Origin of the sequence: Pseudomonas sp. F1_0610, from assembly GCF_047470865.1 — a bacterium.
In the GTDB taxonomy this organism is placed as follows: Bacteria; Pseudomonadota; Gammaproteobacteria; order Pseudomonadales; family Pseudomonadaceae; genus JAZDRH01.
The window spans coordinates 20,551-45,519 of the sequence record NZ_JAZDRH010000006.1; the positions used below are offsets into that span (position 1 = coordinate 20,551).

Here is a 24,969-nt window from a genome sequence, read left to right on the forward strand (position 1 = left end):
ATGCTTTCGCCATTAGCGCCTTTAGGCTATAACAATGCTGATGAACGTCAGCTACGACGGGATTTAATGCAGGCAGCCCAAAGCTATTTACAAGCTAACAAAGATCATCGCTTTGCTGATAAACGCATGCTAGGAAAAAGCTTCTTACTGATTGCACTTTGTGGCATCTGCTACTTTTCTGCGCTCTTATCGAGCCATACTTTTGCTATTATGTTCAGCTATGCAGCTTTTATGTGCTTAGCATTATTGCTCGCTATTAACATAGTACATGATGCATCTCACAATGCTATTTTTCGTCAAGAATGGGCAAATCGCTGGCTTAACCTCTTAGTTACCATACCATTAGGCTTAGATCCCGATTGCTGGCGAGTACGCCATATTATCTTGCATCACGCACACACCAATATTCAGCACTATGACTTAGATATTGAAGAAAACGGTGTATTGCGCCAAACGCCTTTTCAACGCTGGCACCCTATCATGCGCTGGCAACATTACTATTGGCCGGTGGTAGCCGCCTTTACTTTTCCCAGCTTAATTTGGTTTTATGATTGGGCAGACCGTAGTGGTTTTACCCAAGCCCAGCGTCGTATGCGTTATCAAGGAATAGCTGGCTGGAGCCTATTTTTACTTGGCAAAAGCCTGCACTTATTAGTGACTTTAGCTATTCCTTATTTCTTACTTGCACCTAAAGGCATTAGTTTCGTTACCTTATTCACTCTCTATCTGCTGAGCCAACTTTTGGCATCTTTTATTTTTGTTATGTTGATTTTAGGCACTCATTGGGGGCGTGCCACCTACTACCAAGCACCTGCCAATGGAATAATGCCCCACGGCTTTTACACACATACCTTTAATACCACCTATGACTGGTACTTTTTAAATGACGCTATCAGTTACTGGCTAGGCGGGTTAAACTTGCATTTAACACACCACCTATTCCCTAATTGGAATCATCGACATTATCCTGCGTTATCACGCTTAATTGCTGAGGTTGCTAAAAAGCATGCAGCTGTTGATTATCAATGTGTTCCGTTAAAACAGCTATTTTCTGACCAACAGCGTTTTTTAAAAGCCATGGGTAAAAATCCTAATAAAAAGAGCACCTAAATGCTCTTTTATTACTAAGATCAAGCCTGCATTGCATTATATTCATCAGTAAAGAAAAACTTATCTTCACCAAAAGCAGGCACTAAATCATCAAACCACATCGCTTGTTCATCGTACTTAGCAAAAAACGGACGCTGCACCCAATCAGGATTACGCCCTTGAATAAAGCGTAAAACAAATACCTTTTCACCCTGCAATTCTGCGACACCTTGAATTTCAACTTTTCCAGGGCCTGCGCTCATTGACGGGCCGCGCGCTGTACGTGCTATGCCTGAAACCTGAGTGATTGCCTGCCGGTAAATTTCATAGGTACGTGCTAACGGCACTTCAAAATAGCGCTTAGAACCCGTATCCCGCTCAACGAACATATAATAAGGCACTAACCCTAATTCTACTTGCTCTCGCCACATTCTTGACCACACTGAAGGATCATCGTTAATGTGCTGAATAATAGGCGCCTGCGTTCTAATAACCGCACCTGTAGCACGAATACGGCGAATAGCCTCTTGCACTATAGGTGTCTGCATTTCTCGCCAATGATTAAAATGAGCCATGATAGCCACATGCTTGCCGCTATCAACCAACTGCTTTAATAGATGCAATAACTCTGGCGCATCCTCATCGGTCACATAGCGTTGCGGCCAAAAAGTCAGTGATTTAGTGCCAATACGTATTGTCTGTAAATGATCAAACTCTGCTTTTAGCAATGGCTGTAAATAATTTGCTAAATGACTGGTTTTCATCACCATAGGATCACCACCAGTCATCAATAAATCTGTTACTTGCCGATTAAAGCGTAGGTAACCATGCAACCGAGTCACTTCATTCGCCGCAAAACGCAGTTCTTTATCACCTACAAATTGCGCCCAACGAAAGCAAAATGTGCAATATGAATGACAAACCTGCCCTTGGCTTGGAAAAAACAATACTGTCTCACGGTATTTATGCTGCACGCCTTCAAGTGGTTCATCTTCAAATACAGGCACATTCATTTGTTGCTGCCCTGCTGGATGAGGGTTTAACTTAGTTCTAATATCACGCGCCACTTGGGCTATTAGCGCTTTATCTTCTGTACCTAACGCCTGAGCCATTTGATCAAAATCGGCCGGATCAAGCATCTCTTTTTGCGGAAAAGTCAGCTGAAAAATAGGGTCGTATGGAATATTGTTCCAATCAATCAATTCATCAATAACATATTGATTCACACGAAATGGTAATACATTAGCAACAACGCGCATTGCAAAGCGTTGTTCTTCTGTTAATTTTGCAAGCGCTTGAATTTGCTCTAATTGACGCTCGGTATAAACTTTAAATCGTGTATGTTTAGAAAGAGAGGTACTTTCAGCAACGCTGGTTTGAACAATAAATTGGTTCATAATAGGGTCTCTCTATGATGTTGTTTCCTACAACATGTCATGTAGAAAGGCTGAAAATGCATGCAGCCATCTGCTGTCTTATCTTTACAATGCACACATCCTCGCACTGTATTTTTAATACTATTTTTTTAAGACCATCACAGACTACGAAAAAAAAGCGACCTACTCAACATTTTTATTGTTAACTTTGTTATGTATTATTCCATTTTTATTCACATTATGAATAAAAAAACCTAGCTTATAGCTAGGTTTTTATGGCTTAGATTTAATTATGGTCGATTGGTAAGTTGCTTAATGCGCTCTGCATTATAGGAAAATTCTAAGAGTAGATTTTTCTTTAGCTCTTCCGTTTGACGAATCTGATTAGCAATAGTTTCTTTATCTTTATCTAATTCAGCTAACTCATTTAGCATAGACTGTGATGCTCGACTACCTGAACGCTCAGACTCAGCAGCGCGCTGTTGCAAGCTATCCCTCTTGCTTTGCACACTCAATAAATTATTTTTAAGTGTACTAATCTGACCATCAATATCCGTAATTTTACGTTCTTTAGCTCGCTCAAGATCACGCACCGTAGGATATAAACGAATGAGCTGCAGGTCATTCGTTTCCTGTGCTTGAAGGCGCTCTTGCTCTATGCGCTCTTCTGCAGTTAATGCTCTTGGCACCACGCGAATAACTCGTCCTGCTTCATTAAGCACATCATAGCCGTTACCAATATACTGCGAAGGAACACCTTGACGATTTAAGACAGTAAGTCCTTTTTCATCCTTATAGCGATAGATTTCAGCCACAACATTAGAGCTAGTGACTGCGACTAATAAGCCAATAAGAAACTTCCATTTCATCATCGCTGAATTCTCTCCGAATTGGTCTTAAATCCCATATTGGTTACGATATGCTTCTACAGCGCTTAAATGCTGTTTGAGCTCTGTATCTTCAGCTAAGTATTCTAACACTTGCTCCAAAGATACAATACTGATTACGGGCATATTAAAATCTTTTTCAACTTCTTGGATAGCCGACAAACTACCCTTGCCTTTCTCTTGACGATTTAACGCTATCAGAACACCTGCCGCTTGGGCATTTTGCTGCTCAATAATTTGCATTACTTCACGAATTGCAGTGCCCGCAGTGATAACATCGTCCACAATCATCACTCTTCCTTGAAGTGCTGCACCAACTAAAGTACCGCCTTCCCCATGGTCTTTTGCTTCTTTACGATTAAAACACCAAGGTGTATTAATACCATGCTTGTCAGCTAAAGCAACGGCTGTTGTGACTGCTAATGGTATACCTTTATAGGCGGGACCAAATAAAACGTCAAACTTAATCTGACTATTAATTAATGCTTGAGCATAAAACTGTCCTAGTTTAGCTAAGGCGAGCCCAGAATTAAATAGACCTGCATTAAAGAAATAAGGGCTAACACGCCCTGACTTGAGCTCAAAACGGCCAAAACGTAAAACGCCTTGTTCAATAGCAAACTTAATAAATTCTCGTTGATAATTGTGCATAAGCAACCTTTTGGCATTAGTAATTTAGCTAATTGAAATAACCTTGCTATCATACACCTAGTTTCTTTTCAGGGGTTATCCATGCGGCTTATTAGTATTAACGTGAATGGCATTCACAATGCGATCGAATTGGGTTTGTTTGAGTGGTTACAAACGCAGAACGCGGACATTATTTGCCTGCAAGACACACGCGCTAGCTGCTACGAAATGGAAGAACCAGCCCTGCAACTGGAAGGGTATTTCACTTATGCTTGTGATGCTGAAATTCCTGCGCAAGGCGGCGTTGCCATTTATTCACGCATTCAACCTAAGGCTGTTATTTTTGGCTTAGGCTTTGAGGAGTCCGACCGTTATGGTCGGTACATTCAAGCAGACTTTGATAAAGTCAGCATTGCCAGTATGTTGTTGCCATCTGGCTTAGGTAGCGATGAAGCACTAAATCAAAAATTTCGCTATATGGACAACTTTACTCGCTACTTAGATAAGCAACGTCGTAAACGTCGCGATTATATTTATTGTGCTTCACTCTATGTTGCACACCAAAAAATTGACGTAAAAAACTGGCGCGATTGCCAACAGACCCCAGGCTTTTTAGCACCAGAACGTGCATGGCTAGATGAAATTATTGGCAATATGGGTTATGTCGATGCGCTACGTGAAATTAACCGCGAAAGTGAGCAGTTTAGCTGGTGGCCAGATAGTGAGCAGGCAGAAATGCTTAACCTAGGTTGGCGTTTTGATTATCAGCTGCTAACTCAAGGCATGCGTCGTACATTACGGGGGGCCAAACTCTATCGCCAGCCTCGTTTCTCACAGCATGCACCTTTATCTATTGATTACGATTGGACTCTTAGCCTCTAATAAAAAAGCCCCGAATAGTATGTCTAACTTTTCGGGGCTCACGCAAAAACAGCTTTTAGTTAAATTTAACTTACTATTCAGCTAAAGCTTTTTCTTGTGCTGCAAATAGCGTTTGCATTCCTTGACTAGCTAACGCCAGCATTGCATTTAATTCTTCTGGATTAAAAGGCTCACCTTCTGCGGTACCTTGCACCTCAATAAAACCACCTTTATCTGTCATCACCACATTAAGATCCGTTTGTGCATTCGAATCTTCTGGATAATCTAAATCCAACACAGGTTGCCCTTGATACATACCAACAGATACGGCAGCAATCATCTGCTTAAGTGGGCTGCCTTTTTTCAACATGCCACGCGTTTCCATTACTTGTAATGCATCTACCACAGCCACCATAGCCCCTGTAATAGAAGCCGTACGCGTACCACCATCGGCTTGAATAACATCACAATCAATATACAACGTATTCTCACCTAACTTATTAAGGTCTAAAGCAGCACGTAACGAACGGCCAATTAAGCGTTGAATTTCTAATGTACGGCCACCTTGTTTACCTTTAGCCGCCTCGCGCGACATTCTGTCGCCGGTAGAACGAGGTAGCATGCCATATTCAGCAGTCAACCAGCCTTGTCCCTGACCTTTCAAAAAGCGTGGCACACCTGCCTCAACACTCACAGTGCAAATCACCTTAGTATCGCCAAACTCAACTAATACTGAGCCTTCAGCATGACGAGTATAGTGACGAGTGATGCGAACTTCGCGCATTTGATCTGGATTACGGCCGCTTGGTCGAGTCATTCTTACACCTAATTTCGTTGAACATTTGGTGTCATTATAGGACGTAATATGACAAGCGGGTGGATTGTTAAACACTTAACCTACAATTGTTCGGTACAATAGTTTTTAAGGCTGTATTGCATAGCCATTCCCCCACAGTGCCTATGCAATACATTCTTCTACTTTTATAGGAACCACTATGGCACACAGTATGACAGCCTTTGCTCGTATCGAACGAGCAGAAGCCTTTGGCACATTAAGTTGGGAAATTCGCTCAGTAAACCATCGTTACTTAGAGCCTAACTTGCGTTTACCAGAAAACTTTCGCGATCTTGAAGGTAATATTCGCGAGATAATCCGAAAAGAGCTATCCCGTGGCAAGTTAGAATGCACACTACGCTTCACTGAAGCCAACGATAACCAAAGCTTACAAATTAACAAAGAGCGCGCCACACAGATTATTCAGGCGGCAGAGTCCATCGCCCAGCTCATGCAAAAACCAAGCAATATTAGCCCCATGCAAGTTCTAGCATATCCTGGCGTACTTATTGCAGACAATCTTGATCCTCAACTACTCAGCCAAAGCGCACTAGCTGGCTTTAAAGAAGCCATTAGTGAACTCAAAAACGGCCGCGCGCGCGAAGGTCAAGAGCTATGCACTATCATGTTAGAGCGTTTAGCTAGCATGCAAACTGAAGTAGAAACTATTCGCAATCTAGTGCCTGAAATGCTAGAAAACCAACGGCAAAAAATCCTCACTCGTTGCGAAGAAATGAAGGTTGAAATCGACCCTCAACGCCTTGAACAAGAAATGGTGCTATTAGCACAAAAAAGCGATATTGCTGAAGAAATCGACCGCCTATGTACCCATATCAGCGAAGTGCGTCGCGTCCTTCAAAGCCAAGGAGCGATCGGCCGACGTCTAGATTTTCTCATGCAAGAACTCAACCGCGAAGCCAACACTCTAGGCTCTAAAGCCTTCGACTCACGATCAACACAAACAGCAGTAAATCTAAAAGTGCTAATAGAGCAAATGCGTGAGCAAGTGCAGAATATCGAATAGTTTTTTCACCCGTCCGAGAATGTCTTAAAAGCCCTGTTATTGGCTTGTAAATACAGGGCTTTTTTATTTTTCCCGTCCAAATCGGTGTGCAGATGTCCGTTACCAACTGCCTGTTTAGTGGTGGGCAGAATGGTGGGCAGCAAGTTACCTAATTTTCGCATTTAACTCACCACCACAACAGGTTAGCTGCTGATTCAGTAAGCAAATCGGTGATGGGCAGTCATTATTGCCCCCTCCATTATTTCAGCAACTATGGGGTAAACATGGGAAAACTCACAGCAAAACAGGTTATTGCATACAGCAAAGCCGACCCAAAAAAATATTCAGATGGTGAAGCGCTATACTTTTTCGACCGCAAACAGAGCTCGCCTTATTGGATGATCCGCTACATCACAGCCAAAGGAAGACGAGAAGCGACCTTGGGGCAATTTCCTTTCATGCCATTGGCCGACGCTAGAATTGCCGCTGCTTATTTTCGCAAAGAAGTACATGGCAGCATAGATCCTCTTGAAAAAGACTTCTAATAATTAGCCTTCTTCGAGAACAATGAGAATATTGGCATCACTGATCAACAAATAGATTTACACCGCCTCAGCCAACATTTGACGCTGCTTATGCAATGCCATTGCTGACATCTGTAACAGCTCTGCGGCTTTCAATTCACTAACAATTCCCTCTGCCAATGCACGATAAACCTACTGCTCAAACAATAATATCTGTTCTTGTGGATAAAGATTCCAAGGCTCTTGCTTACGCCAACCGTTTTTTGAGAACTGCATAAATATTTGTCGTTTTTTCCCTTCGGTGATCACACCAAGGTCAGCACTGCGATACAAACAAGCCGCCATGCTTAGGCCATATTCGTGTTTCAGGAAATACAGCTCTTTGGGGTCTACGTTCGAGCGCCGCTCTCCTAGATGCTGAAAAAGGCCTACTTCAGGCAGTAAAAACGCAAAAGCAAAGCGGTTGCAGGCCATCTCTTCATCAATGGGTTCATCTAGTAAGCCATGTAAAACAAGGCGTCCAAGTTCATGCGCCAATGTGAACCGCTGGCGGCAACCAGGCCAATGAGAAGACACTACAACAATTGGCTGCCCTGATATTTTGGCTTGTAACCCATCAAATTTATCGGCTTGGGGTACGTTACTGACAATCACCAGAATACCTTTAGACTCAAGCAAGTCGATTAAGTCTGGTAATAGATTCATACCCAACTGCCAATCAGTACGGACTTTGGCGGCAACCTGTTCTACTGCGTCTAAGGTGCTCACAATAGAAACGTCGGGGTGGTAGTTAAAACTCGCTATCGGGAAGTTTGGCCATACATTTTTAAGCGCTAACCAGCGCTCAACTTGGTCAACCAAGGCCTGCATCGACAGGCCAACGGCTGCATGGGCTCGTTTTATGCGCTCTCCAATCATACAGACCTCTAGTTTATAAAAACTAAAATTATTTTAAATGTACAAACCAAGTTGGCGTTTTGGTCGATTGGTTTTACAGGGCAATCATTCGCGTGTTCGCGCGCACACTTCCCTATACCTTTACCCCTATACGCCAAAACCACTATCCGTTTGGCTTTTGGATCGAAACGCCAAACAGGGAAATTAGCCCATTTACTGTTTGGCGTCTCGATTGAAATCCAAAGCTGGTAGGCCTTGACGGTACTGGCTTAAAGCAAAGTTTGGCACTTTTTGCACCCTAAACCAACCTCGACTCCAGCGTACAAACCTTTTGGTTTTTCCAAGCCAAAATGTAAACGGTCGTTTGGCGTCTCGATTTTTTGCACTAGTCAAATGCCGCCAAACAGAACCGTATTGGACGATATATTTCAAACAGTTAGCCACAAACAGGCCATAACAAAAAACCGATTTGACTGGTTCGTTTGATGGCCATTTCTTTCATCTATTTCACCACCGAGTCTGCGCCCGACCACTGAAAATAAACGGCATGAAAAACCAACAAGGTGATAAGTGACGTGTTATGGGCAAGTCACAACGATTGGGATAGAGAATGGATACAGCAGGTGGTCGCTTTACTAGTTGGGCAAGGAGCCTTTACCCTCTACCCAGCACTAAGCAAGTGCGATAATGCCGCCGAACGCTTAACCCGCTGGCTGACACATCAACTGCCTCGCATTAAACAAGCTCACCTTGGCTGCCCGATTCACCAATGGCTGAACAGCATTGGCGCACAAGTGATCGTAGAAAAATGGCAGAGCCCTGAGCAATGGCCAAACCTGTATTGGCTGCCTTTACCTGAGGTTGATGGCCACGCGCAAGGCGGGCTAGTTTTGTTACTGGCACATTTGTTACCGACAAATGGGCATGGCACGATTCAAACTAGGGTATTACAAGCAAACGCCCCCGCCAACGCCTGTATCTTTTGGTGCATCACGCCTTTATCTAAAGCACCACCTTGCACCCCAAACAGCAAAACCGCGCTTTTTGCCTGCCCAGTTCGCCGGAGCAAATGGGTAAGTCATGTACGGGGTTGCTGAGTGACTTAAGAAAAGACAAGAGAAAACGCAACGGCAACGTGATCAGCCACCAGATTAACCTAGCGTTGCTGCACCACCTTTGTGGGCCGGAGAATGATGTGTGGATTACTCAAGAGCTTATGGCTTAACGTTGAAAATAATCGCTAATCTTGTCACGGAATAAAGAACCAAACTTTTTATGATCGCCACTCTCAAAACGAACTCGTCCAGCCACGATACAAGGTGATATTTGAAGCTCTTTTGCTAACTCCCTTACTTCTTCAGCGCTCGATAAACTGCTTCTGCACCAAATACTCTGTGGTATCAACGCCTCTCTAGCCATATCATCGGCTTGTTTCTCAATCTCATCAGCGCCCTGAGCATCTAAATCATCTAAATCATCTAAATCATCTAAATCATCTAAATCATCTAAATCATCTAAGTACCAGCTTTCATTACCATCTAAGTGCAATGCAATATGTGCCATTTCATGCATTAGTGAAAACCAAAAGCTATCGAGACGATTGTGCCTTAACGTCAGCGCTATAATCGGGTTGCCATCAATACCCATGCACACAGCACCATCCAAATAAGTTTTGGGTAGATGAGGCTCAATGATTACATGAATGCCTGACTTATTTAGAAACTCAATCGCTAGTAAAGGGCCTGACTCAAGCCAAGATAGCTTTGAAATGTTCTGCATCCATTCCAAATTCACAGTACTAGCGCGATATTGACAGGGTAATTTTTGTTCAGCAGCCTTCTGCAATACTCGAATTTGCCACGCCCACAGAGCATAAGGATCTGTTTCCTTATCATTTGTACGAAGGTGAGAAGACGCTCTCAACAAGGCAGGTTGAAGATTAAAGCCTGATTTTACGGAACCGATAAAATCAGACAGAGTCTCCGCTGCATATTCCTTTAACTCTTGCAATGACCCACTGAAACTCTCAAAGTAGCCACGCTTTCGCATTTCAGCTATCGGGAAGGCTTGCCAATCAACTTCTCTTTGAATTGCGTGCTTTTGTTCTGGCAATTGAATCAAAACATCAGCTGATATACCCAACCCACTGCTTAGCTTTCGGATCATGTTCAAGCTAAGGCTACGTATTCCATTCAATATCTCGGAAACTTTTGGAGCTGATCCAATAAAAGGAATAAGGTCTCGATTTTTTAAACCTTGTTGTTCCATTCTAAATTTTATCGCTTCTATTGGATCGGGCTTACTAATTGGAAAATGATCTTCTTCGTACTTTTCAATTAATAATGCCAATACATCCATCTCATCAGATTCGGCTGAACCTGGCTGCGGATCCAAGTCCATTAATGACATTAATCGCATCAATGCTGACTCATGATCGTGTGCTGATTTGATTAATTTAATGTGACTCATCTTCCCCTCCTAAAAGCGTTGCTTATCATACTGAGCATGAGTACCAACCCACTCAATAACAGCAATGCCATTTTGATACCTGACTTTTACAACTAGTCTGTAATGGTTACCTTTGATATTAAATATAACTCTATTATCGTCTAGGAAATCTGCACTGCGGTAACGGTCTTTAATATCCTGAGGAGTTTTCCAACAAGCGCTTTGAGCTTCAGAAACCCATGCCTCTAAAGCTGACTTCACATTAGCGTGTTTTTTATAAAAATCGACAAGTTTGTCTTTACCTAAGACTTGCATACCACCTCAAGGTTCCCTTGGTGGGAATTATAATTAAAGTTACCAAAAAGGGAAGTTTTCTTTTCTATATTTCACAATCACACCATTGCCGCTTCATACACTTTTTCAACCTCGGTAAACTTAGTGACGTTCTCTAGGCGCGTTAAGGTTGTGAGTTTCATCGAGTTTTTCATTGGCCGATGCGGAACATTGGTCACTGGCGTTTGCAGTGACAGTGGTTTGCCAAGCTCAAATAAATAATACAAATCAGCAGAACCTGACTTCTTACCCGCTTGATCTTCGGTAATGGCGTAGCGTGGTAACACTGTGACTCGTTTAACTGGCCATAGCTTGTCAATTTGTTTAGTTGAGCTTTGAGTATCCGAGGTAGACGCCAACGCTAAATAGCGAATTTCCTCGGCAATATGCTGCTTAAATTTCTGCAAAAACGTGCTTTGCGGCAGGTGATACCACTGCGCTGTACCTTGCTCAAATTGTTCAAAGTAGCCATTATCACGGCCACGTTGCCCACCCAATGCCACTGTCATCGTCAAATCAGGGTACAGTACTTGGCGCATGCCGTAATAAGGTATGCGTGCGGCTTCTTGTACGTAGAGCCTTTCCGCCATGCCGGCCACAGGATACATGGCTTCATTGTTTTGCCCTGATTGTGCGTTCGGCGCTGTGCCAATTTGCGTTTGCAAAAACGCTAGCAACCATTGATGGCCGGAATAACTGCTCTTTGTCTGGGTAGGATCAGTTTGACTAAGTTCGTTTTGGCTAGACCTATTTTGGCTAGGCTCATCTTGGCTAGGTAACAGGGCAAATGCGCCAATACCCACTTCTTCTATCGCGGCTGCGTAGGGGTTAGGGTTTGTAGCTTGATCAAAAAAGCCTGGATATAACGCAAACGCACCAAAAACAGGACGGCTTTTTTTAGCAGATTGGCCAGCGTTTCCACTTGATGATTCATGTCCGTGAGATTCTGATAAACGAATGAGAGCATCACGATAACGGTGCATTTGGTTAATGGCATCGTCTGGTACGTAATCGGTACTTTCAATATCTTCGCTGTTATCATCAAAGCGGCTTTTCTCAGTTTTAATGCGGTATTTAGCATCAAACAGCCAAATAAACTGCTTTTCTTCTGATGAGTCTGCTTTTGTTAAATGAGCACTTTTAGGCAGTGTCACTTCCAACACTATATCCGGCTCTTGGTTCACCAAGTACGAGCGGATTGATTTTCCTTTTTTGGTAAATTTCGGCTCATGTGCTAGCCTAGCGGTCACGCCATCACTGCGTTTAAAACGAAAAGCACCGGCAAACCCATCTTTTAGTTGGTACTCAAAAAAGTCATTTTGGGCGAGCTTAGTCGCACTGTTTTCCACCAATTCAAAGCCAAGGTCTTGCTCTAAAATCTGTTTCAAACACAAAAAGCACCACACTTCGTAAATCTCGGCCACCGACTTCATTGAAATGCTCGACTGATTGCCAAACACATCTAAATAAAATTTCAGCTCCTGCCAAATACGATACACCGCGCTGTAACCGGTTTTTTGCTGTAACACTAACGACTCGCGGTTTAATCCTGTGTATGCGCCAACTTCTTTTAAAAAACTCTGACCTAGCACTTTTTGTAGCGGTTGTTGCCAACTATGTAGCTCATTTAAAAATGAATCCGACAACCGTTGCCGTTCTGGTGCTTGGTTACTTTGCCTAAGCTTTTGTTCAAACTCCGCTAATTGCCGCTTGCTTTTACTCACCGCCATTTTGATAAAGCGATTTTCAGGGGTATCAACACTCAGTTGCTTTTTTTCAACCGCATAGCGTTTATCGTACTGGCCATTCGCAAAGTCTTGCTTTACTTGCTCCGCTAATTTATGAGGCAAACGGCCTTTTAATTTGGCCGCTTTGATATTAGCTACCGTCGGTTGCAATCGGCTATGTGGTGCGGCACAAATCACTTTTAAGCCTTGTTCAAAACGCGCCCTTAACGCGGCAAAATTAGCCAACCACATGAGTGGAAAATGCCCGCGTTGCTGGCTGGTCGCTGCATCCTGTTCTGTTTTTTCTACCAAACTAAAGCGCCAAAGGGGGTAAACTTTGTCAATGGCTGAAGTCATGATGATAGTTAACCCACTGCCAACTTCGCGGCTTGTTGCCACATAAAGTGCGGCATTGGCTCTTTTAACTGCCAAGTAATGCTCATCGGTTGTGAACCTGTGTGCGATACATAGTCAACTTCACCATAATTCACAAAACCCATAGTGCGGCCGTATTCATCTTTGCTTTGCTCCCGCACAAATAAAAAAAGACGCTTACCCATTTTTTGATGCTGGATGTATTCCAAACCACGGCCTCGATCAGGCCTGGCACTATTTTGCGACTGCCAGTGGAAGAGGTGTTCGTTTATTGCGTAATCGTGGTACATAGTGGTGGGCGAAAATTGCTTTTCATTTTTGTCCAAGGTGACAAACATCAGTTCAATATTTTGATCTTTCAGCACAAACACACCTTCGCGTGCTGGCGGTTGGCGCTCAAACGTGGTCGCTCCAAATGCCACCAATATTTGCTCACGCGCATAACGTGCATGCAGCCTTAATGACACCTCAGGCAAAGCATGGATTGTAGGTTGCTCATGCTTGGTTTGTGCTAGTTGCCAATTAACAACATCCAGTAACTCTGCTTTTAACTCGCAAGCATTCAGTTTCACTAAGCTTTGATCAATGGAATCGAATCCACATTCAGGCCCCGTTTTCTGCCAAAAATCGTAATGAAACATCAAGGCATAACGTTGACTAGAATTTTCAACAATAAAGTTATTTTGGCAAAGCAGTTTTAAGAAACTCAAATAGGCATGATCATCACAGGTCAAAATTCGGTTATGAATGGCCTTTCTAAGCATTTTCAGCAGATCTTTATCAGCTGAATTTTCGTTGATTTCATCCTTAGCTTGCTGAACCAGCTGCGACCAACTCCCTCGCTTATAAAGCTCATTCAAGTCGATGTGAGGATTTAGGGTTAAGAAATTCGACAATGTTAAAGGCAGTGTGGAATGCTGAGGATATTGGCGGATCATCGCGACTAGGCGCTTCAACGTTAATGAGGCTTGACGAATATTGCTGAGCACCATTTCTTGCGTGCGCTTACTCAGCTCAATGCGACAACCGAGTGGCGCGTGAGGGAAACCTTGCTTTATTTCTTCACTGATCGCGCGATGACTTTTACCGACTAAGGCTCTAAATTTATTGGCAAAGTCATACTCGGGGCGGGAATTACCAACAAAATCGAGTACTGTGCAGCACTCTTTACCATCCGCTAAACGCAAACCTCGGCCAAGCTGTTGCAAGAAAATGGTGAGGCTTTCTGTCGGCCGTAAAAATAGTAAGGTATCCACTTCAGGAATATCGACACCTTCGTTGAAAATATCGACCACACAAAGCACGTTAATGCTGCCAGAACGTATGGCTTGCTGCTTTTGTTGCCGCTCATTACTGTTGTCGCTGGTCAACACATCCGCTTTCACGCCTTTTAATAAGAGTTGCTGAGCCATGTACTGGGCGTGCTCTTTGCTCACGCAGAAGGCCAAAGCTTTCATTTTGCTAGTATCGGTGATGATCTCCTGCATACTCAGCAAAATCTTATCGAAACGAACTTGGTTGTGGGTGTAAAGATGGGTCAGCTGAGCGATATCGTATCGCCCACGACTCCACGGGATAGTTCGAAGGTCAGTGTCATCATCAATACCAAAATACTGAAATGGGCAAAGGTGACGACGATTAATCGCTTCCGGCAAACGGATCTCTGCGGCAATAACATCACCAAAATCCGCTAAAATATCCCCACCATCATGGCGCTCTGGTGTGGCGGTAAGCCCGAGTAAAATAGCAGGGGAAAAATGCTCCAGCAGTGCGCGATAACTAGTCGCAGCAATATGATGCACCTCGTCAATCACAATGTAGTCATAATAGTCAGCCGTTAGGTTAAGCTTTTCCAGCTGATTGTTCAGGGTTTGAATGGAAACAAACAACTGCCGGTAATGCTCTGGCGTATGCCCGCCAACCCACAACTCACCAAAAGCACTATTACGCAATACGCCACGATATGCCGCTCTGGCTTGTTTTAATATTTCTTCTCGGTGCGCTACAAACAGGAACTTAGCTTGCGGTTTTTCTTTGATAAAACGGGCAAAGTCAAAAGCTGAAATAAGGGTTTTTCCGGTACCCGTTGCCGCAACCACTAAATTTCGAAAGCGCTGATGCACACTGCGTTCAACGGCCAATTGTTCCAAAATGTCACTTTGATGCGGAAAAGGCGAGATATCAAAGAAATGGTTAGGGCTGGCTTCATAATCACCACGCTGCTGACTCAAGGCTCTTTTGAGCTTCTCGCTACTCTTCGTGTCCCCGCTAAAAAGTTCGAATTCGTTGGATGCCCAATAGGTTTCAAAGGTGCTCAATGATTTATTGATGATGTGTGGGATTTCTTGCGAGGTGATTTTTAAATTCCACTCTAAACCATTGGTTAACGCCGAATGGGAAAGATTGGAAGAGCCGATATAACCAGTGTGATAACCCGTGTTGCGTAAAAATAGATAGCTCTTTGCATGTAAACGTTCCCGCTCAGTGTTGTAACTCAGCTTCACTTCGGTATTGGGTAAACTCGCCAAATACTCAACCGCTTTCGCGTCAGTCGCCCCCATATATGAGGTAGTAATAATTTTTAGCTCACGACCGCTAGAAGTAAATTCTTCAAGCTCTTTTCGAAAGATCCTTATCCCTGCCCACTTAATAAATGACACTAACCAGTAAATCTTATCCGCAGACAGAATCTCTCGCTTCAATTCAGATTCAAGCGACAATCCCGCATTACTGCCACAAAACAGCTCGCTTTGGCTTAAGCCTGTTAACGGAAAAATGTCGTTAATATAATTTTTTAAATCGGCTGAGACAGGATTTTCGAGCTCATAGAGCGCGGTCAGAATTTTACCTTGACTGGCAAGCAAGTTATCTTCGATAAAATCGTTATCTTGAATTTGTGTTTTTAGCCAGAGTAACAATTGATTGGATAAAGCAATTTGCTGTTGCAGACGATCATCACTTGAGGGGACAGACTCAATCGCATACTCAAGAATGTGTGATAAGAAACGTGATAGCCAGACGGATGCTTCACTGCTATTGAGCTCACGTTCGCCGACATAGAATCGCTCTCGGTCAATGCGACTGGCAATCAGCTGTGTTATTAACTGCTCATAAATTCCAACTTGCTGCATGATATTCCTATTATTCTAATGGCTGGATCAATAACAACATCGATTGATATCGCAGTTTTACCGCCAATCCATTTCGTGATTTTTGCATTTCAACCAAGTTGTACTTGCCCAATGTTTTTAATGTTCTCGACACATTACTCACTGCTCGGCCGGTTAGTGTTGCCAGCTCAGTCACCGATTGCGGCTGTTGTTCGGCAATTACTTTTAACAACTGCTGGTTTTCTTTCGACAGCACATTGGCAACAGATTTAAGTGAGTCGAACCAGATATCAACAGGGTAATCGGGTCGGGCTTTTGCCCTTTAATACAAATTACACAGCGCGATTGTCTTGCGTTTTTCATTGCTTTACTCGCATTTATTTACTCGCACTCTCTACTTTCCCCTCTCGACTCTCAAAAAGACCAGCGTCAACTAATGCGTAAGATAGCGTTTTAAAAATCAAAGACTGTACATTTATACACAACTTACGAATATTATCAGTCATTGATAATAGCGCAAGGATATTTACCGTTTAGAATGGTTACGAGCCGTTTACGGAAAGTACACCATCTATACTCGAGCAACCACTGTCTACAGTGAATTCTAAGCTTAATCCAGTCCATGTACTGACTAGCAGTTCACTGCAAGGCGACAAACCCACACAGAACTCATCGCCTTTTTAGTCATCCAAAATGCTGCCTTTAACACAATACATGCGTGGGCGGGTGTTGTCGGGTAGACTGACTTTTCGCTGCGGTCGGTTGCCATCGGGGATTAAGTAACCTGCGCCCATCAGTGCTTTGGCGGCGCGATCTGGGCTTGGGCCTTCGGTAGCTTCACGCCAGCCGGTTGGGTAAAACAGATAGAGGGCTTGTGGGCCTGTAGAGTCAAACCAACCCGCACGTTGGCGTACCTGGCTGCTGTAACCGGTTTGTTTGGACGTAAAGCGGCTTTCGCCATGCTGTTCAATAAAGCTACGTACCTGACGAATGGTTGGTCTGCATTAGCAACCACACCACTGCGGGTAAGTATCCATTGGTTAAGCAGGCTTAAACAAACGGCTTTGACACTTTGGACTGGCCAATCAAGCACTTTGGCTTTAATCACTAACAGGCCTGCGCTGGCCAGTAAGGCAAATTTTTCGGCGATTTGACGACTCGGCGCACTTGGCCGTCTGCACCGGCTGGTAAGCTGGCTAAAAAGCGTTGGCGTACGTTTTGAAAAACGGGTCGCACCTGCGCGCTGTGCTACGTTAAACACCGTAGCCAGTCTAAGGCCCAGCTGCCGTAATGTTGGCGGCTTTGTTGTTTTAGGTGATCGGCCAAATCGGCTGCGTTCATACCATGGCTATGGTTAAACACGCCCATTTGCGTTCCGGCATCGGTACTGAGATCAATTACGCGCACTGGCTGCCCTGCTTTTACACGCTTGCCGATACTGGCGAGGTGGCTTTCAAGCGTCACTTCGCCAGTGGATTAAAACACCAAGCGCCAACGGGCGGGTAAGCGCATTTCACCGTATTTGCCTGCACGGGTTTTACCTTGGCCATTGGCAAGCATATAAGCGACGTCGCCTGCCTCTTTGGGGTCAACTTCGCCTATTTCATCGAGCGCCAGCAAGGCATCGTTATGGGCTAACGCAGTGCCTTCTCAACCGTTGGCCGTGGCACGCCAACTGTGGCACAGCTGATTAGGTTCGCCCCAAACCGATAATGCTAGATACAACACCGCGGTTTTACCAGTACTGCTGGCACCGTAAGGTGTAAACCAAAACCATCCACCCCACATAAATGCAATAAAGGTGCAGCCAGTGCAGCGCAGACACCAACGATTAATAGCGGGTTGTCCAGACAATAACGGCCAACGTGCTGCCGCCAACTGTCTCTACTACCTTGTTGAATAAAGCCTGCTATCGGGTGCATGGTTTGCAGCACCATACGCAGGTTTGTTCGCTTGGGTAAAAGGTGAGGCGCGGATGCACATAAGCGTGGTGATGCCAGCCAATGCAGTTCATGCTGATGGTCTTTTATGTGGCCAGTTCGCCCATTTGTTGAATAAACAGCGAGAGCAACTGCCGCGCTTTGACACTGTTGCTTAGTCGCATGCCTCGGCTGAGTAGGATGCGGCGGTACTCGCTGTCATCTCCGGCCAATAGTTCTGCTGGCATGGCCCAATAGCGATGGCGATTGTCATCGTCTAACCAGTGCAATAAATAGCCGTAGTTGTCCCCTTGCGGATCATGGGTTCGGGCAGCCACTTGCAGCCAAGAGCAGATTTTAACTGGACTATCTTGCCCTGCCGGGTGCATCACCAGCCAGTTTTGCGCGTTATAGGCAAAACCAGCCGGTAATGTTGGCATGTTGTTATTTATCTCATTGCAGGTAACGGGGTTGATGCTGATGGTTTATCCGCGGCCATAAGCAGCACCGATACGGCGGGTTTCAATCCACTGGTCGATATCGCTTTCTAACCAGCCCACGGCACGCGCCCCAATACGAATGGAACGGGGAAATTCTCCGCTGGCCATCAAGGCATAAATGGTGCTGCGGCCAAAGCCTGTTTTTGCCTTTACCTTGGGCAAACGCAAAATCCGCTGCTGACGCGCTGGGTGTGTTGATGTGGTGGATGATTGTGTCGTTGGGTTCATCGTTTGCTTCCTCACTGATCTGTTAAGTTCAGTGAGGTGTTTGCCAGTACTAAACGGACGCAGTAGGCAGATAAATGCCCAGATCGTGTAGCTTTCTGAGGGTACAGGTCGCTACTTGCCCCAGTTTGTAGAGAGTGCCCCAAGTAATAAATACCCTGTGGGCAGGGTTGGCGTGTTCCTAAGTAGCGTGAATTAAGGCGTTGCCCATACTGCCCCAAAAGCCCAAGGGGTAAGAGGTGTATGACAACACATGGAGAGTGAGGCAAAGCACAAAAGTGAAACTATAAGTTCTCTATATGCTAAAAAATGAAAATATAGTTTCACTGACTTAAACGTTAAACGCTGATTGTTTCATGGCTTGCTCCGCTTGGTTGATCCCTAGCCGCTTAGCAACGGTTTGCCATTGCTTAACCGCCATTAATACTTCATCGTAAATTTGCGTGGCTTGGGTTTGCGAAAGTCGGAAGAAGTCTTTCACATCAAAGGCTAGCTGGTAGTCTAAGGCGTTGTCTGCATCGGTAATATTCAGATGCAGGCCATGCTTACCCACTATCGGGTTTAAATCATAAGCGGGTGATAACTTCCAACCCTTCTTGGTTAATAAAAGTCCATGGTTACGCAGGTGATCATCCGTGTTGGACACCGCAATATTAAACACTATACGTCGCCATAACTGTGCTAAATCCGCTTCGGTTTGTGCACCAGAATTGGAAATAAATTCAGCAATCTCTAAGTAGCTAGCACCTTGAGATTGTTCACCATCATAGTATTGAAGCTGTGTCATGGCCGATGAAAAATGCAGCCGCTTTTCACCGTCGCGGTCAAACCGTTTTGTTAAAAAGGTATGATGCCCAGAGGAAAACTGCCTAATCTGACTTGGAAACATGTCAACACCTGCCGCCAGCGCCAATTCATAGCAGACCATCTCCCCGCGCCCACGTCATGGTGTCATTTAGATTGGGAAACTTGGCAATCCACAAGTGGCCTTGTTCATCTGTGACGCAAGCCTTGGGCCTTGCACCACCTAATGATGAGCCTGGAGAAATCAGCATTTTCAACCAGCGGTAATACTCGTCACTGTCGATGTTATCGTCTTTTTCAATCTGCATTGCTGCGTGCTCTAGCTCTCGCAAAGAAGCCATTGGCGGCGCAGCAAACTCAGCGTTGTCATCTAAGAACGCAGCCGAGCTTGTTCGCTTAAATCGAATACCACCCATCCGGTAAGAGTCGTGTACGCCCAGCAGGTAATCTAGCTCGTTTAATCGACTTGTTGCTCGAATGCCTTTGCGCGCCTCAATCGCAGCACGCCTCTGCATTAAAATACGCCCCCATCTATCAGGCGATGAATCAAGAAATGCACGAAAGTTTTTATCGGCCTCATCGTTATAGAGTTCACCGGAGTGAAGCGTCAGGATTGGATCAATTTGCAAGCGATAGGTTGAGGTTAGAAACGCTTTATCGTAGGCAAAACTAAACACGCCACCTCGGCTTGAGTCGCTGTAAGTAAGCAACCCAATTAGCAAAGGCGCTTCAATTGGCTGCCAGTCGGCATAGACTTCGATGATTTCACGGCTCATTTTGAACCTTCCAGCAATTTTATGTTTTGCAGCTTGATACCCACTTCATCATGGGCGGCCATTTCTGCAAAGTTGTTTTCCATGCCTAGAACGGCCATGACTTTTAAGTAAGTGCCTATGGCAACGCCCGGATCACCTGCGAAGACTTTGTTCACGGTTTTATGATCAAAGCCAGTACGTTCACACAGCAGCTTTTTTGTAAAACCACGTCGTTTCATAGCCAACAGCAAGTCTTCACCAAAATGCGTCAGGATTTTGCGCTGCTTTGGAAACAGTACATTGTACAAATCACGTTTAGCCATATCACCAACAAAAGGGACTATATTCCCATTATTCAACCGTTAATGGGAATATAGTCCAATCTTGAACTCCAAGCAACTCCAACAAGTTACATGTAGGACTATATTCCCACTTTACTCAATATAATTGGATTTATATCCTACTTTTAGGTTTAGTTTGCGCGTTGGCCAAGGCGATGATGTGAATCCCTGAATGCCAAAGGCAATCAAATTACACTTTTATGCGCATAAAAATGTAAAATTACGCACTTTTCTGCGCGTAAAAGTGTGCAATGTAAGTTGAGTACTCGTCAGTGTATTTTGCTGAATGGATAAATGCTGCGGTTAGAGGTCTACACAAAGTTACCTTATGGGTAACAATTTGTAGACCTTTTAGTGGGCTTACAACCTTTCAATCAACCCTCAATCGGTTTATTGCTAACGTCATTTGGCCAGCCTATAGCCTCATCGTTTAAAGCAAATCACTCAGGCGATTTAACAGCGCTTTCCGGCTATTATTCGCCACTACAAAGCGCTTAAAACGTTGTTCAAACGCCGCTTCATCCGCTTTGAACTGATAGGCCTCAAACAGCTGATGCAGATAGCGTGATGCCGCATCGTAACCACTGGCGCAAGTTCGATCCGCTTGCTCTTGTGATTGCAGCCAGTAGTGCTCAAGCTGATTGTAGATATCCGTCAACGCTTTTTCTTTTTCCGCTTTTTCGATGGCTAATTTTTTTGCGAGTGCTGCGGCCTGCTCTTGCTGTAATTGGTTTTGCGCTTGCTCAATGAAAGGAGAAATGACGGCGGGGGTTAACCAGTATTGATAGTTCTCGTCTGTGTTGCCTGGTTCTTTTCACGTCAGCGCTAAGGCTTGGTGATGGGTTAGCTGGCCTTGCTCAAACAACGTGCGTAATAGTGTGTCTTTCTCGGCTTCCGAGAGGTTGTTTAGCCACTTGTCAAACTGAAACTGGGCTTGTTTGGCTTGATGACTGGGTTGTTCGGTCAGCACCATGGCGAGCGCCTTAACTAAGGCTAAGGGAATATCATACAGTGCCGCAAAGGCCTGCAACTCTTCACTGAGGTGTTCAAAATCGAATTGAATCAACGGCATTCGCTCAACGTCATCATTAAAATCAAACGCTTTGAGCCACATGAAGTACACAAGACGCCAATCCCCTTGCATTAAACCACTGCGTAAAGCAGCTAAATGCTGGAAAAAGTCGTCAGCATGCTCGTCGTCAAAATACTCGTCATACTCCTCGATGGAAAAAATCAGCAACTGCCACTCATCGCTTTGATACACATAAAGCCCACCTATTGAAAAGCCGAGTAACCCATCTGGAAGCGTTCCAGCTGGTAGCTTGATGTAGGCATCAATTGAGCCCTAATCAGCATAGTAAAAACCGATATCGAAGTATTTTAACATCAGCTTAAAAGGCTCTGCCTTTAGATCACTGTAGGTGTAATATACCTGAAAGGACGTAGCGCTGATCTCGGCGCGGCTTGAAATCGATCTGAGTGCTTGGCGTGCTTTAGCATCTAAATACCCATCCAGACGCTCAAATTTATAATATTGATATTCGCTCACGATGACCTTGCTATGAATTTATTGTGAATTGAAAAGTTTGTTTTAATAAAGGCAGCACCTGTAACCTTCTTTCAACAGGTTCCGTGTTAAAACGTCTTGGATCGATGGTCACAAATCCCCAAAACTGTAAAAATCGCTCAATAAATCGAGATTCAATTAACACGCTTAAGTTTTTTTCTGGCGAGAAGTAATCATCTGTACGGAATGCCAGCAATAGATCAGGGAAAGCTGTCATCACCTCTTTCACAAGCTGATCCACACTATTATGACTCTGGATGCGCCACAGCATAAACAGCCAAAAAGTGCGCAAATCGGTATCGTACTCAAAACCGTCCAAATAGCCCCAGTTATACTTGCTGACAGCTGCCTCTAACATAGGTTTGAAAAAGGTCTGTATGCCTAGCGCTTGATACTGTTTTTGCGCTGATTTTTTTACATGGTAGCGACCGCTTCGCCGATAAATAATGCCACTAATTTCGGCAAGCACTCGGGTGTAGTGCAAGGCATTGAATTTGTCTTCGTTGCTGCCCGCAAACTCACTGATACTTATATCACGTTCGAATTGAGCAACGCCAAACTCTGGCAATAACTCACTGGCCTGTTTGACTAATTTAGTCGGTAAGTTGCCTTTACTTGTGGCTTTGAAGGAGCCTTCTTGCGCCATAGCTTCATCAAGAATGAGGGCTAAATAGCGCATCACCGGGCTGGCAGAAAGAGAGTCGGGTGTACTGATTGTCACCCACTGTAATTCATTAAAAGGCGCATTAAGCCAATTGGTCATTTGCGCTGGTGACACACCACAAAAATCGGGATGAGGTTGATTATTGCGATCGTGCACTTTGTGCTGCAAAGCGGCATTGAGTTCATCAAGGCTCAAATTTGAGTTCATTGCCAGCATGGTTTCAACATCATCGAAGACTTGGGCATGTTGCTTGGAAACGCTGCTCATACAACAATGTTTAAATTTTTTACCACTGCCACAATGGCAAGGATCGTTTCGGCCGAGCTTCATTGCTGTCCTTCCTTAGTTTTATAGAAAAAGTGCAGTATTTTCCTGTTTGCGCTGATCCAATGTTTTAGTAATAGCAACTACTGTTGTTTTACTGATCCCTTGTTGCTTGGCAAGATGAGTAAATTGGCTGATGGCTTCTGCGACTTCTTCAATGACTTGCCTTGCATCATTCCAATTCGCAAAGCCAGCACTGGTTGCTAGCTTTTGCATCACCTTAAGCGGTGGCGCTTTGCCATAACCGCCAAATGCAGTGGCGTGTTCGTTGAATGGATGCGGGCTGTAGGTAACATCGTAAAAAGGTGCAAGATCCCATTGACCGTCATCCGCTTGCAAAAACGCCCAGTTTTTACTGTGGTCGTCTTGATTAGACGACAGCAGATTAAAAATGGCGCGGCGAAATTGCAGCTGCCCAGCGGCGGGGGATTTACACAACTGACGGCTGGCTTTTATCAGGTCAATATAATCTAAACTTGGCGTTCGAAAGTCTGCATCCAGCAGCCCGCAAGCGCTGTGCATATGCAATCGGCCTGAACTCAGTTGACTGCCTGAGTCGGCCCGTTCAGTGACATAATCAAAACGCTTAAGCGCTAACCAAGCAGATGCACCACTTGAAGATGGTGCTTCAATGAGTTGCCAGACTGGTGGTTGACTCTTGGCAAGCTCGGCCATTTGCAAATAAACCGCCTCACACAAACCTTCTTCATGGCCGAGCGCGAGATTTTTAGAAGTAAACTTAATCAGCCAAGCCTCGTCTCCAGGCTGAGCAAAGGTTCGACATTGCTTAGTTTCTCCAGCAGGCATATAAATCTGCGCTTTTGGCCTTGCCCCACCCGAACTACCACCTGCGACCAATGCAGCCAACACCTGTTGCGTATGCTCATCTAACTCATCGTGATTATCATCCATATAATCTGACATCGAAGCATCGAACAGCGTTTGCGCTTCTAAGCCTAACGTAGCTAAATCAATATCCGCGTTCGTCGTGGCTGAAAACTCAGACACCGGAGAAAAAGACAATGCTCCCATGCCTTTATCACCGACAAAGGCCAATCTATCCATCGCCGTTAATTGATTAGGTAGGATGCCCTTTTGCCGGAAAATACGATCTTGCAACAGCATGCCCCAGCCATCGGGTAAACAATCTCCAAATACGCCATGTACACCTTGGTGCGGTGCTTTAGGCGCGGCTTGAACTTGCGTATTCGCTTGCAAGGTAAACGGTGATAACTTGCCAAACTGTTGCAAATAGTCGTCAGCATACTGAAAAAAACGCCTTGCCGATTCTGCGCCAAGACTCCAACAGATATCTGTTCACCTGAAGTTAGCGTACGAGTAACATTAAGCTTCTGAATCGGTCTAAAACTCATCTTTTAGCACCTCCTCAATACTCGTGGGCATAGCAGCGCGTTCTTTGCTAGGTTGTGTGAGCTGATAAAGCCTATCTAGCGAATCAAGTGTCTGCCATAACAACAGCAATTGGCGAAATGAAATTTGCCCGGTCAGCTCAAATTTCTTAATGGTGGCCGCAGGTACGCAGCTTCGCTCTGCCAGCGCCGCGCGTGACAGCTTTGCCTGCTTTCGTAACTCTCGCAGATAAGCCGCATAGGCTTGGCTTACATCGGTATCATCAAGTAAGGTAAAATTCATCCGAAAAGACCAAGTGGATACAGTTATATCCATTATAGCGAAATAAATCAGAAAATGGACATTATAGTATCCATCAGCGCATAGGGTGTTAAAAAAATTACTCGATAAAGCCCTTCAAAACT

27 protein-coding genes and 2 pseudogenes are annotated in these 24,969 nt (G+C 44.6%); 5 read left to right on the forward strand and 24 right to left on the reverse strand.

Annotated elements, in window-relative coordinates; genetic code table 11:
* Positions 1-1,110, forward strand: a complete 1,110-nt coding sequence (locus VQ643_RS04990; RefSeq protein WP_414198190.1) for a fatty acid desaturase family protein — start codon at positions 1-3, stop codon at positions 1,108-1,110.
* A gap of 20 nt (positions 1,111-1,130) precedes the next feature.
* On the opposite strand, the gene VQ643_RS04995 is transcribed toward VQ643_RS04990, so the two are convergent.
* From VQ643_RS04995 to pyrE, 3 genes are all read right to left on the reverse strand, one after another.
* On the reverse strand, positions 1,131-2,486 hold the full coding sequence (locus VQ643_RS04995) for a KamA family radical SAM protein (RefSeq protein WP_414198191.1): 1,356 nt from the start codon (positions 2,484-2,486) through the stop codon (positions 1,131-1,133).
* 269 nt (positions 2,487-2,755) lie between these two features.
* A complete protein-coding gene (locus VQ643_RS05000) occupies positions 2,756-3,337 on the reverse strand; it encodes a DUF4124 domain-containing protein (RefSeq protein ID WP_414198192.1) in 582 nt (193 codons plus the stop codon).
* Positions 3,338-3,361: 24 nt separating this feature from the next.
* Positions 3,362-4,003: an orotate phosphoribosyltransferase gene (gene pyrE, locus VQ643_RS05005; protein ID WP_414198193.1), complete on the reverse strand. Its 642-nt coding sequence runs from the start codon at positions 4,001-4,003 to the stop codon at positions 3,362-3,364.
* An 81-nt stretch (positions 4,004-4,084) separates the two neighbouring features.
* On the opposite strand from pyrE, the gene VQ643_RS05010 reads away from it, so the two are divergent.
* Entirely contained in the window at positions 4,085-4,864 is a 780-nt protein-coding gene (locus VQ643_RS05010) for an exodeoxyribonuclease III (RefSeq protein WP_414198195.1), read from the forward strand.
* A 73-nt stretch (positions 4,865-4,937) separates the two neighbouring features.
* Here the strand turns inward: VQ643_RS05010 and rph are convergent, their stop codons facing one another.
* On the reverse strand, positions 4,938-5,660 hold the full coding sequence (gene rph / locus VQ643_RS05015; protein WP_414198196.1) for a ribonuclease PH: 723 nt from the start codon (positions 5,658-5,660) through the stop codon (positions 4,938-4,940).
* 178 nt (positions 5,661-5,838) lie between these two features.
* On the opposite strand from rph, the gene VQ643_RS05020 reads away from it, so the two are divergent.
* On the forward strand, positions 5,839-6,702 hold the full coding sequence (locus VQ643_RS05020; protein WP_414198197.1) for a YicC/YloC family endoribonuclease: 864 nt from the start codon (positions 5,839-5,841) through the stop codon (positions 6,700-6,702).
* A gap of 5 nt (positions 6,703-6,707) precedes the next feature.
* Here VQ643_RS05020 and VQ643_RS05025 read toward each other — a convergent pair whose 3' ends face one another.
* The gene (locus VQ643_RS05025; RefSeq protein WP_414198198.1) at positions 6,708-6,863 is read right to left on the reverse strand and encodes a hypothetical protein; all 156 of its coding nucleotides are present in this window, start codon (positions 6,861-6,863) and stop codon (positions 6,708-6,710) included.
* 102 nt (positions 6,864-6,965) lie between these two features.
* On the opposite strand from VQ643_RS05025, the gene VQ643_RS05030 reads away from it, so the two are divergent.
* Entirely contained in the window at positions 6,966-7,226 is a 261-nt protein-coding gene (locus VQ643_RS05030; protein ID WP_414198199.1) for an Arm DNA-binding domain-containing protein, read from the forward strand.
* Positions 7,227-7,397: 171 nt separating this feature from the next.
* On the opposite strand, the gene VQ643_RS05035 is transcribed toward VQ643_RS05030, so the two are convergent.
* On the reverse strand, positions 7,398-8,123 hold the full coding sequence (locus VQ643_RS05035; protein WP_414198200.1) for an ImmA/IrrE family metallo-endopeptidase: 726 nt from the start codon (positions 8,121-8,123) through the stop codon (positions 7,398-7,400).
* Between the two features lie 554 nt (positions 8,124-8,677).
* Here VQ643_RS05035 and VQ643_RS05040 point away from each other — a divergent pair.
* Positions 8,678-9,199: a hypothetical protein gene (locus VQ643_RS05040; RefSeq protein WP_414198202.1), complete on the forward strand. Its 522-nt coding sequence runs from the start codon at positions 8,678-8,680 to the stop codon at positions 9,197-9,199.
* A 124-nt stretch (positions 9,200-9,323) separates the two neighbouring features.
* Here VQ643_RS05040 and VQ643_RS05045 read toward each other — a convergent pair whose 3' ends face one another.
* The 18 genes and pseudogenes from VQ643_RS05045 to VQ643_RS05130 form a co-directional block, all read right to left on the reverse strand.
* On the reverse strand, positions 9,324-10,571 hold the full coding sequence (locus tag VQ643_RS05045; RefSeq protein WP_414198204.1) for an ImmA/IrrE family metallo-endopeptidase: 1,248 nt from the start codon (positions 10,569-10,571) through the stop codon (positions 9,324-9,326).
* A 9-nt stretch (positions 10,572-10,580) separates the two neighbouring features.
* On the reverse strand, positions 10,581-10,865 hold the full coding sequence (locus VQ643_RS05050) for a type II toxin-antitoxin system HigB family toxin (protein WP_414198205.1): 285 nt from the start codon (positions 10,863-10,865) through the stop codon (positions 10,581-10,583).
* A gap of 77 nt (positions 10,866-10,942) precedes the next feature.
* The gene (locus VQ643_RS05055) at positions 10,943-13,042 is read right to left on the reverse strand and encodes a DUF2357 domain-containing protein (protein ID WP_414198206.1); all 2,100 of its coding nucleotides are present in this window, start codon (positions 13,040-13,042) and stop codon (positions 10,943-10,945) included.
* On the reverse strand, positions 12,976-16,116 hold the full coding sequence (locus VQ643_RS05060) for a DUF3427 domain-containing protein (protein ID WP_414198207.1): 3,141 nt from the start codon (positions 16,114-16,116) through the stop codon (positions 12,976-12,978). The genes VQ643_RS05055 and VQ643_RS05060 overlap by 67 nt, the downstream gene beginning before the upstream one ends.
* Before the next feature lie 10 nt (positions 16,117-16,126).
* Positions 16,127-16,351, reverse strand: coding sequence for a MarR family transcriptional regulator (locus VQ643_RS05065; RefSeq protein WP_414198208.1), 225 nt, complete (start codon positions 16,349-16,351; stop codon positions 16,127-16,129).
* Positions 16,352-17,343: 992 nt separating this feature from the next.
* Entirely contained in the window at positions 17,344-17,559 is a 216-nt protein-coding gene (locus VQ643_RS05070) for a hypothetical protein (RefSeq protein ID WP_414198209.1), read from the reverse strand.
* A gap of 12 nt (positions 17,560-17,571) precedes the next feature.
* A pseudogene (locus VQ643_RS05075) lies at positions 17,572-18,032 on the reverse strand (DUF927 domain-containing protein).
* Between the two features lie 89 nt (positions 18,033-18,121).
* Positions 18,122-18,454, reverse strand: coding sequence for a DUF927 domain-containing protein (locus VQ643_RS05080; RefSeq protein WP_414198210.1), 333 nt, complete (start codon positions 18,452-18,454; stop codon positions 18,122-18,124).
* Between the two features lie 45 nt (positions 18,455-18,499).
* On the reverse strand, positions 18,500-18,742 hold the full coding sequence (locus VQ643_RS05085) for an AlpA family transcriptional regulator (RefSeq protein WP_414198211.1): 243 nt from the start codon (positions 18,740-18,742) through the stop codon (positions 18,500-18,502).
* Between the two features lie 328 nt (positions 18,743-19,070).
* Positions 19,071-19,667: a type II toxin-antitoxin system HipA family toxin gene (locus VQ643_RS05090; RefSeq protein WP_414198212.1), complete on the reverse strand. Its 597-nt coding sequence runs from the start codon at positions 19,665-19,667 to the stop codon at positions 19,071-19,073.
* Positions 19,654-20,319 carry a hypothetical protein gene (locus tag VQ643_RS05095; RefSeq protein ID WP_414198213.1) on the reverse strand — a complete coding sequence of 222 codons (666 nt, stop codon included), beginning with the start codon at positions 20,317-20,319 and terminating at the stop codon, positions 19,654-19,656. The genes VQ643_RS05090 and VQ643_RS05095 overlap by 14 nt, the downstream gene beginning before the upstream one ends.
* Positions 20,316-20,621 (reverse strand): transcriptional regulator, encoded by a 306-nt coding sequence (locus VQ643_RS05100; protein ID WP_414198214.1) that lies wholly within the window; start codon positions 20,619-20,621, stop codon positions 20,316-20,318. The genes VQ643_RS05095 and VQ643_RS05100 overlap by 4 nt, the downstream gene beginning before the upstream one ends.
* 448 nt (positions 20,622-21,069) lie before the next feature.
* Entirely contained in the window at positions 21,070-21,297 is a 228-nt protein-coding gene (locus VQ643_RS05105; RefSeq protein ID WP_414198215.1) for a hypothetical protein, read from the reverse strand.
* Between the two features lie 156 nt (positions 21,298-21,453).
* Positions 21,454-21,903: a hypothetical protein gene (locus VQ643_RS05110; RefSeq protein ID WP_414198216.1), complete on the reverse strand. Its 450-nt coding sequence runs from the start codon at positions 21,901-21,903 to the stop codon at positions 21,454-21,456.
* Positions 21,904-21,984: 81 nt separating this feature from the next.
* The gene (locus VQ643_RS05115; protein ID WP_414198217.1) at positions 21,985-22,188 is read right to left on the reverse strand and encodes a hypothetical protein; all 204 of its coding nucleotides are present in this window, start codon (positions 22,186-22,188) and stop codon (positions 21,985-21,987) included.
* Positions 22,189-22,198: 10 nt separating this feature from the next.
* Entirely contained in the window at positions 22,199-23,200 is a 1,002-nt protein-coding gene (locus tag VQ643_RS05120; protein WP_414198218.1) for a YecA family protein, read from the reverse strand.
* An 18-nt stretch (positions 23,201-23,218) separates the two neighbouring features.
* Positions 23,219-24,567: pseudogene (locus VQ643_RS05125) on the reverse strand (type II toxin-antitoxin system HipA family toxin).
* Complete coding sequence (locus VQ643_RS05130; protein WP_414198219.1) at positions 24,557-24,847, reverse strand: helix-turn-helix domain-containing protein; 291 nt, start codon at positions 24,845-24,847, stop codon at positions 24,557-24,559. The pseudogene VQ643_RS05125 and the gene VQ643_RS05130 overlap by 11 nt, the downstream one beginning before the upstream one ends.
* Positions 24,848-24,969 lie beyond the last annotated feature (122 nt).

What these genes read in the sequence shown, in the direction of transcription:
- VQ643_RS05100 (WP_414198214.1), bottom strand. Translation starts at nt 20,621, where the DNA reads ATGGCTAAACGTGATTTGTACAATGTACTGTTTCCAAAGCAGCGCAAA.
- VQ643_RS05120 (WP_414198218.1), bottom strand. Translation starts at nt 23,200, where the DNA reads ATGAAGCTCGGCCGAAACGATCCTTGCCATTGTGGCAGTGGTAAAAAA.
- VQ643_RS05000 (WP_414198192.1), bottom strand. Translation starts at nt 3,337, where the DNA reads ATGATGAAATGGAAGTTTCTTATTGGCTTATTAGTCGCAGTCACTAGC.
- VQ643_RS04995 (WP_414198191.1), bottom strand. Translation starts at nt 2,486, where the DNA reads ATGAACCAATTTATTGTTCAAACCAGCGTTGCTGAAAGTACCTCTCTT.
- VQ643_RS05060 (WP_414198207.1), bottom strand. Translation starts at nt 16,116, where the DNA reads ATGCAGCAAGTTGGAATTTATGAGCAGTTAATAACACAGCTGATTGCC.
- VQ643_RS05035 (WP_414198200.1), bottom strand. Translation starts at nt 8,123, where the DNA reads ATGATTGGAGAGCGCATAAAACGAGCCCATGCAGCCGTTGGCCTGTCG.
- VQ643_RS05090 (WP_414198212.1), bottom strand. Translation starts at nt 19,667, where the DNA reads ATGGTCTGCTATGAATTGGCGCTGGCGGCAGGTGTTGACATGTTTCCA.
- VQ643_RS05020 (WP_414198197.1), top strand. Translation starts at nt 5,839, where the DNA reads ATGGCACACAGTATGACAGCCTTTGCTCGTATCGAACGAGCAGAAGCC.
- VQ643_RS05085 (WP_414198211.1), bottom strand. Translation starts at nt 18,742, where the DNA reads ATGAACCCAACGACACAATCATCCACCACATCAACACACCCAGCGCGT.
- VQ643_RS05030 (WP_414198199.1), top strand. Translation starts at nt 6,966, where the DNA reads ATGGGAAAACTCACAGCAAAACAGGTTATTGCATACAGCAAAGCCGAC.
- rph (WP_414198196.1), bottom strand. Translation starts at nt 5,660, where the DNA reads ATGACTCGACCAAGCGGCCGTAATCCAGATCAAATGCGCGAAGTTCGC.
- VQ643_RS05045 (WP_414198204.1), bottom strand. Translation starts at nt 10,571, where the DNA reads ATGAGTCACATTAAATTAATCAAATCAGCACACGATCATGAGTCAGCA.
- pyrE (WP_414198193.1), bottom strand. Translation starts at nt 4,003, where the DNA reads ATGCACAATTATCAACGAGAATTTATTAAGTTTGCTATTGAACAAGGC.
- VQ643_RS05025 (WP_414198198.1), bottom strand. Translation starts at nt 6,863, where the DNA reads ATGCGAAAATTAGGTAACTTGCTGCCCACCATTCTGCCCACCACTAAA.
- VQ643_RS05080 (WP_414198210.1), bottom strand. Translation starts at nt 18,454, where the DNA reads ATGCCAACATTACCGGCTGGTTTTGCCTATAACGCGCAAAACTGGCTG.
- VQ643_RS05050 (WP_414198205.1), bottom strand. Translation starts at nt 10,865, where the DNA reads ATGCAAGTCTTAGGTAAAGACAAACTTGTCGATTTTTATAAAAAACAC.
- VQ643_RS05010 (WP_414198195.1), top strand. Translation starts at nt 4,085, where the DNA reads ATGCGGCTTATTAGTATTAACGTGAATGGCATTCACAATGCGATCGAA.
- VQ643_RS05130 (WP_414198219.1), bottom strand. Translation starts at nt 24,847, where the DNA reads ATGAATTTTACCTTACTTGATGATACCGATGTAAGCCAAGCCTATGCG.
- VQ643_RS05095 (WP_414198213.1), bottom strand. Translation starts at nt 20,319, where the DNA reads ATGAGCCGTGAAATCATCGAAGTCTATGCCGACTGGCAGCCAATTGAA.
- VQ643_RS04990 (WP_414198190.1), top strand. Translation starts at nt 1, where the DNA reads ATGCTTTCGCCATTAGCGCCTTTAGGCTATAACAATGCTGATGAACGT.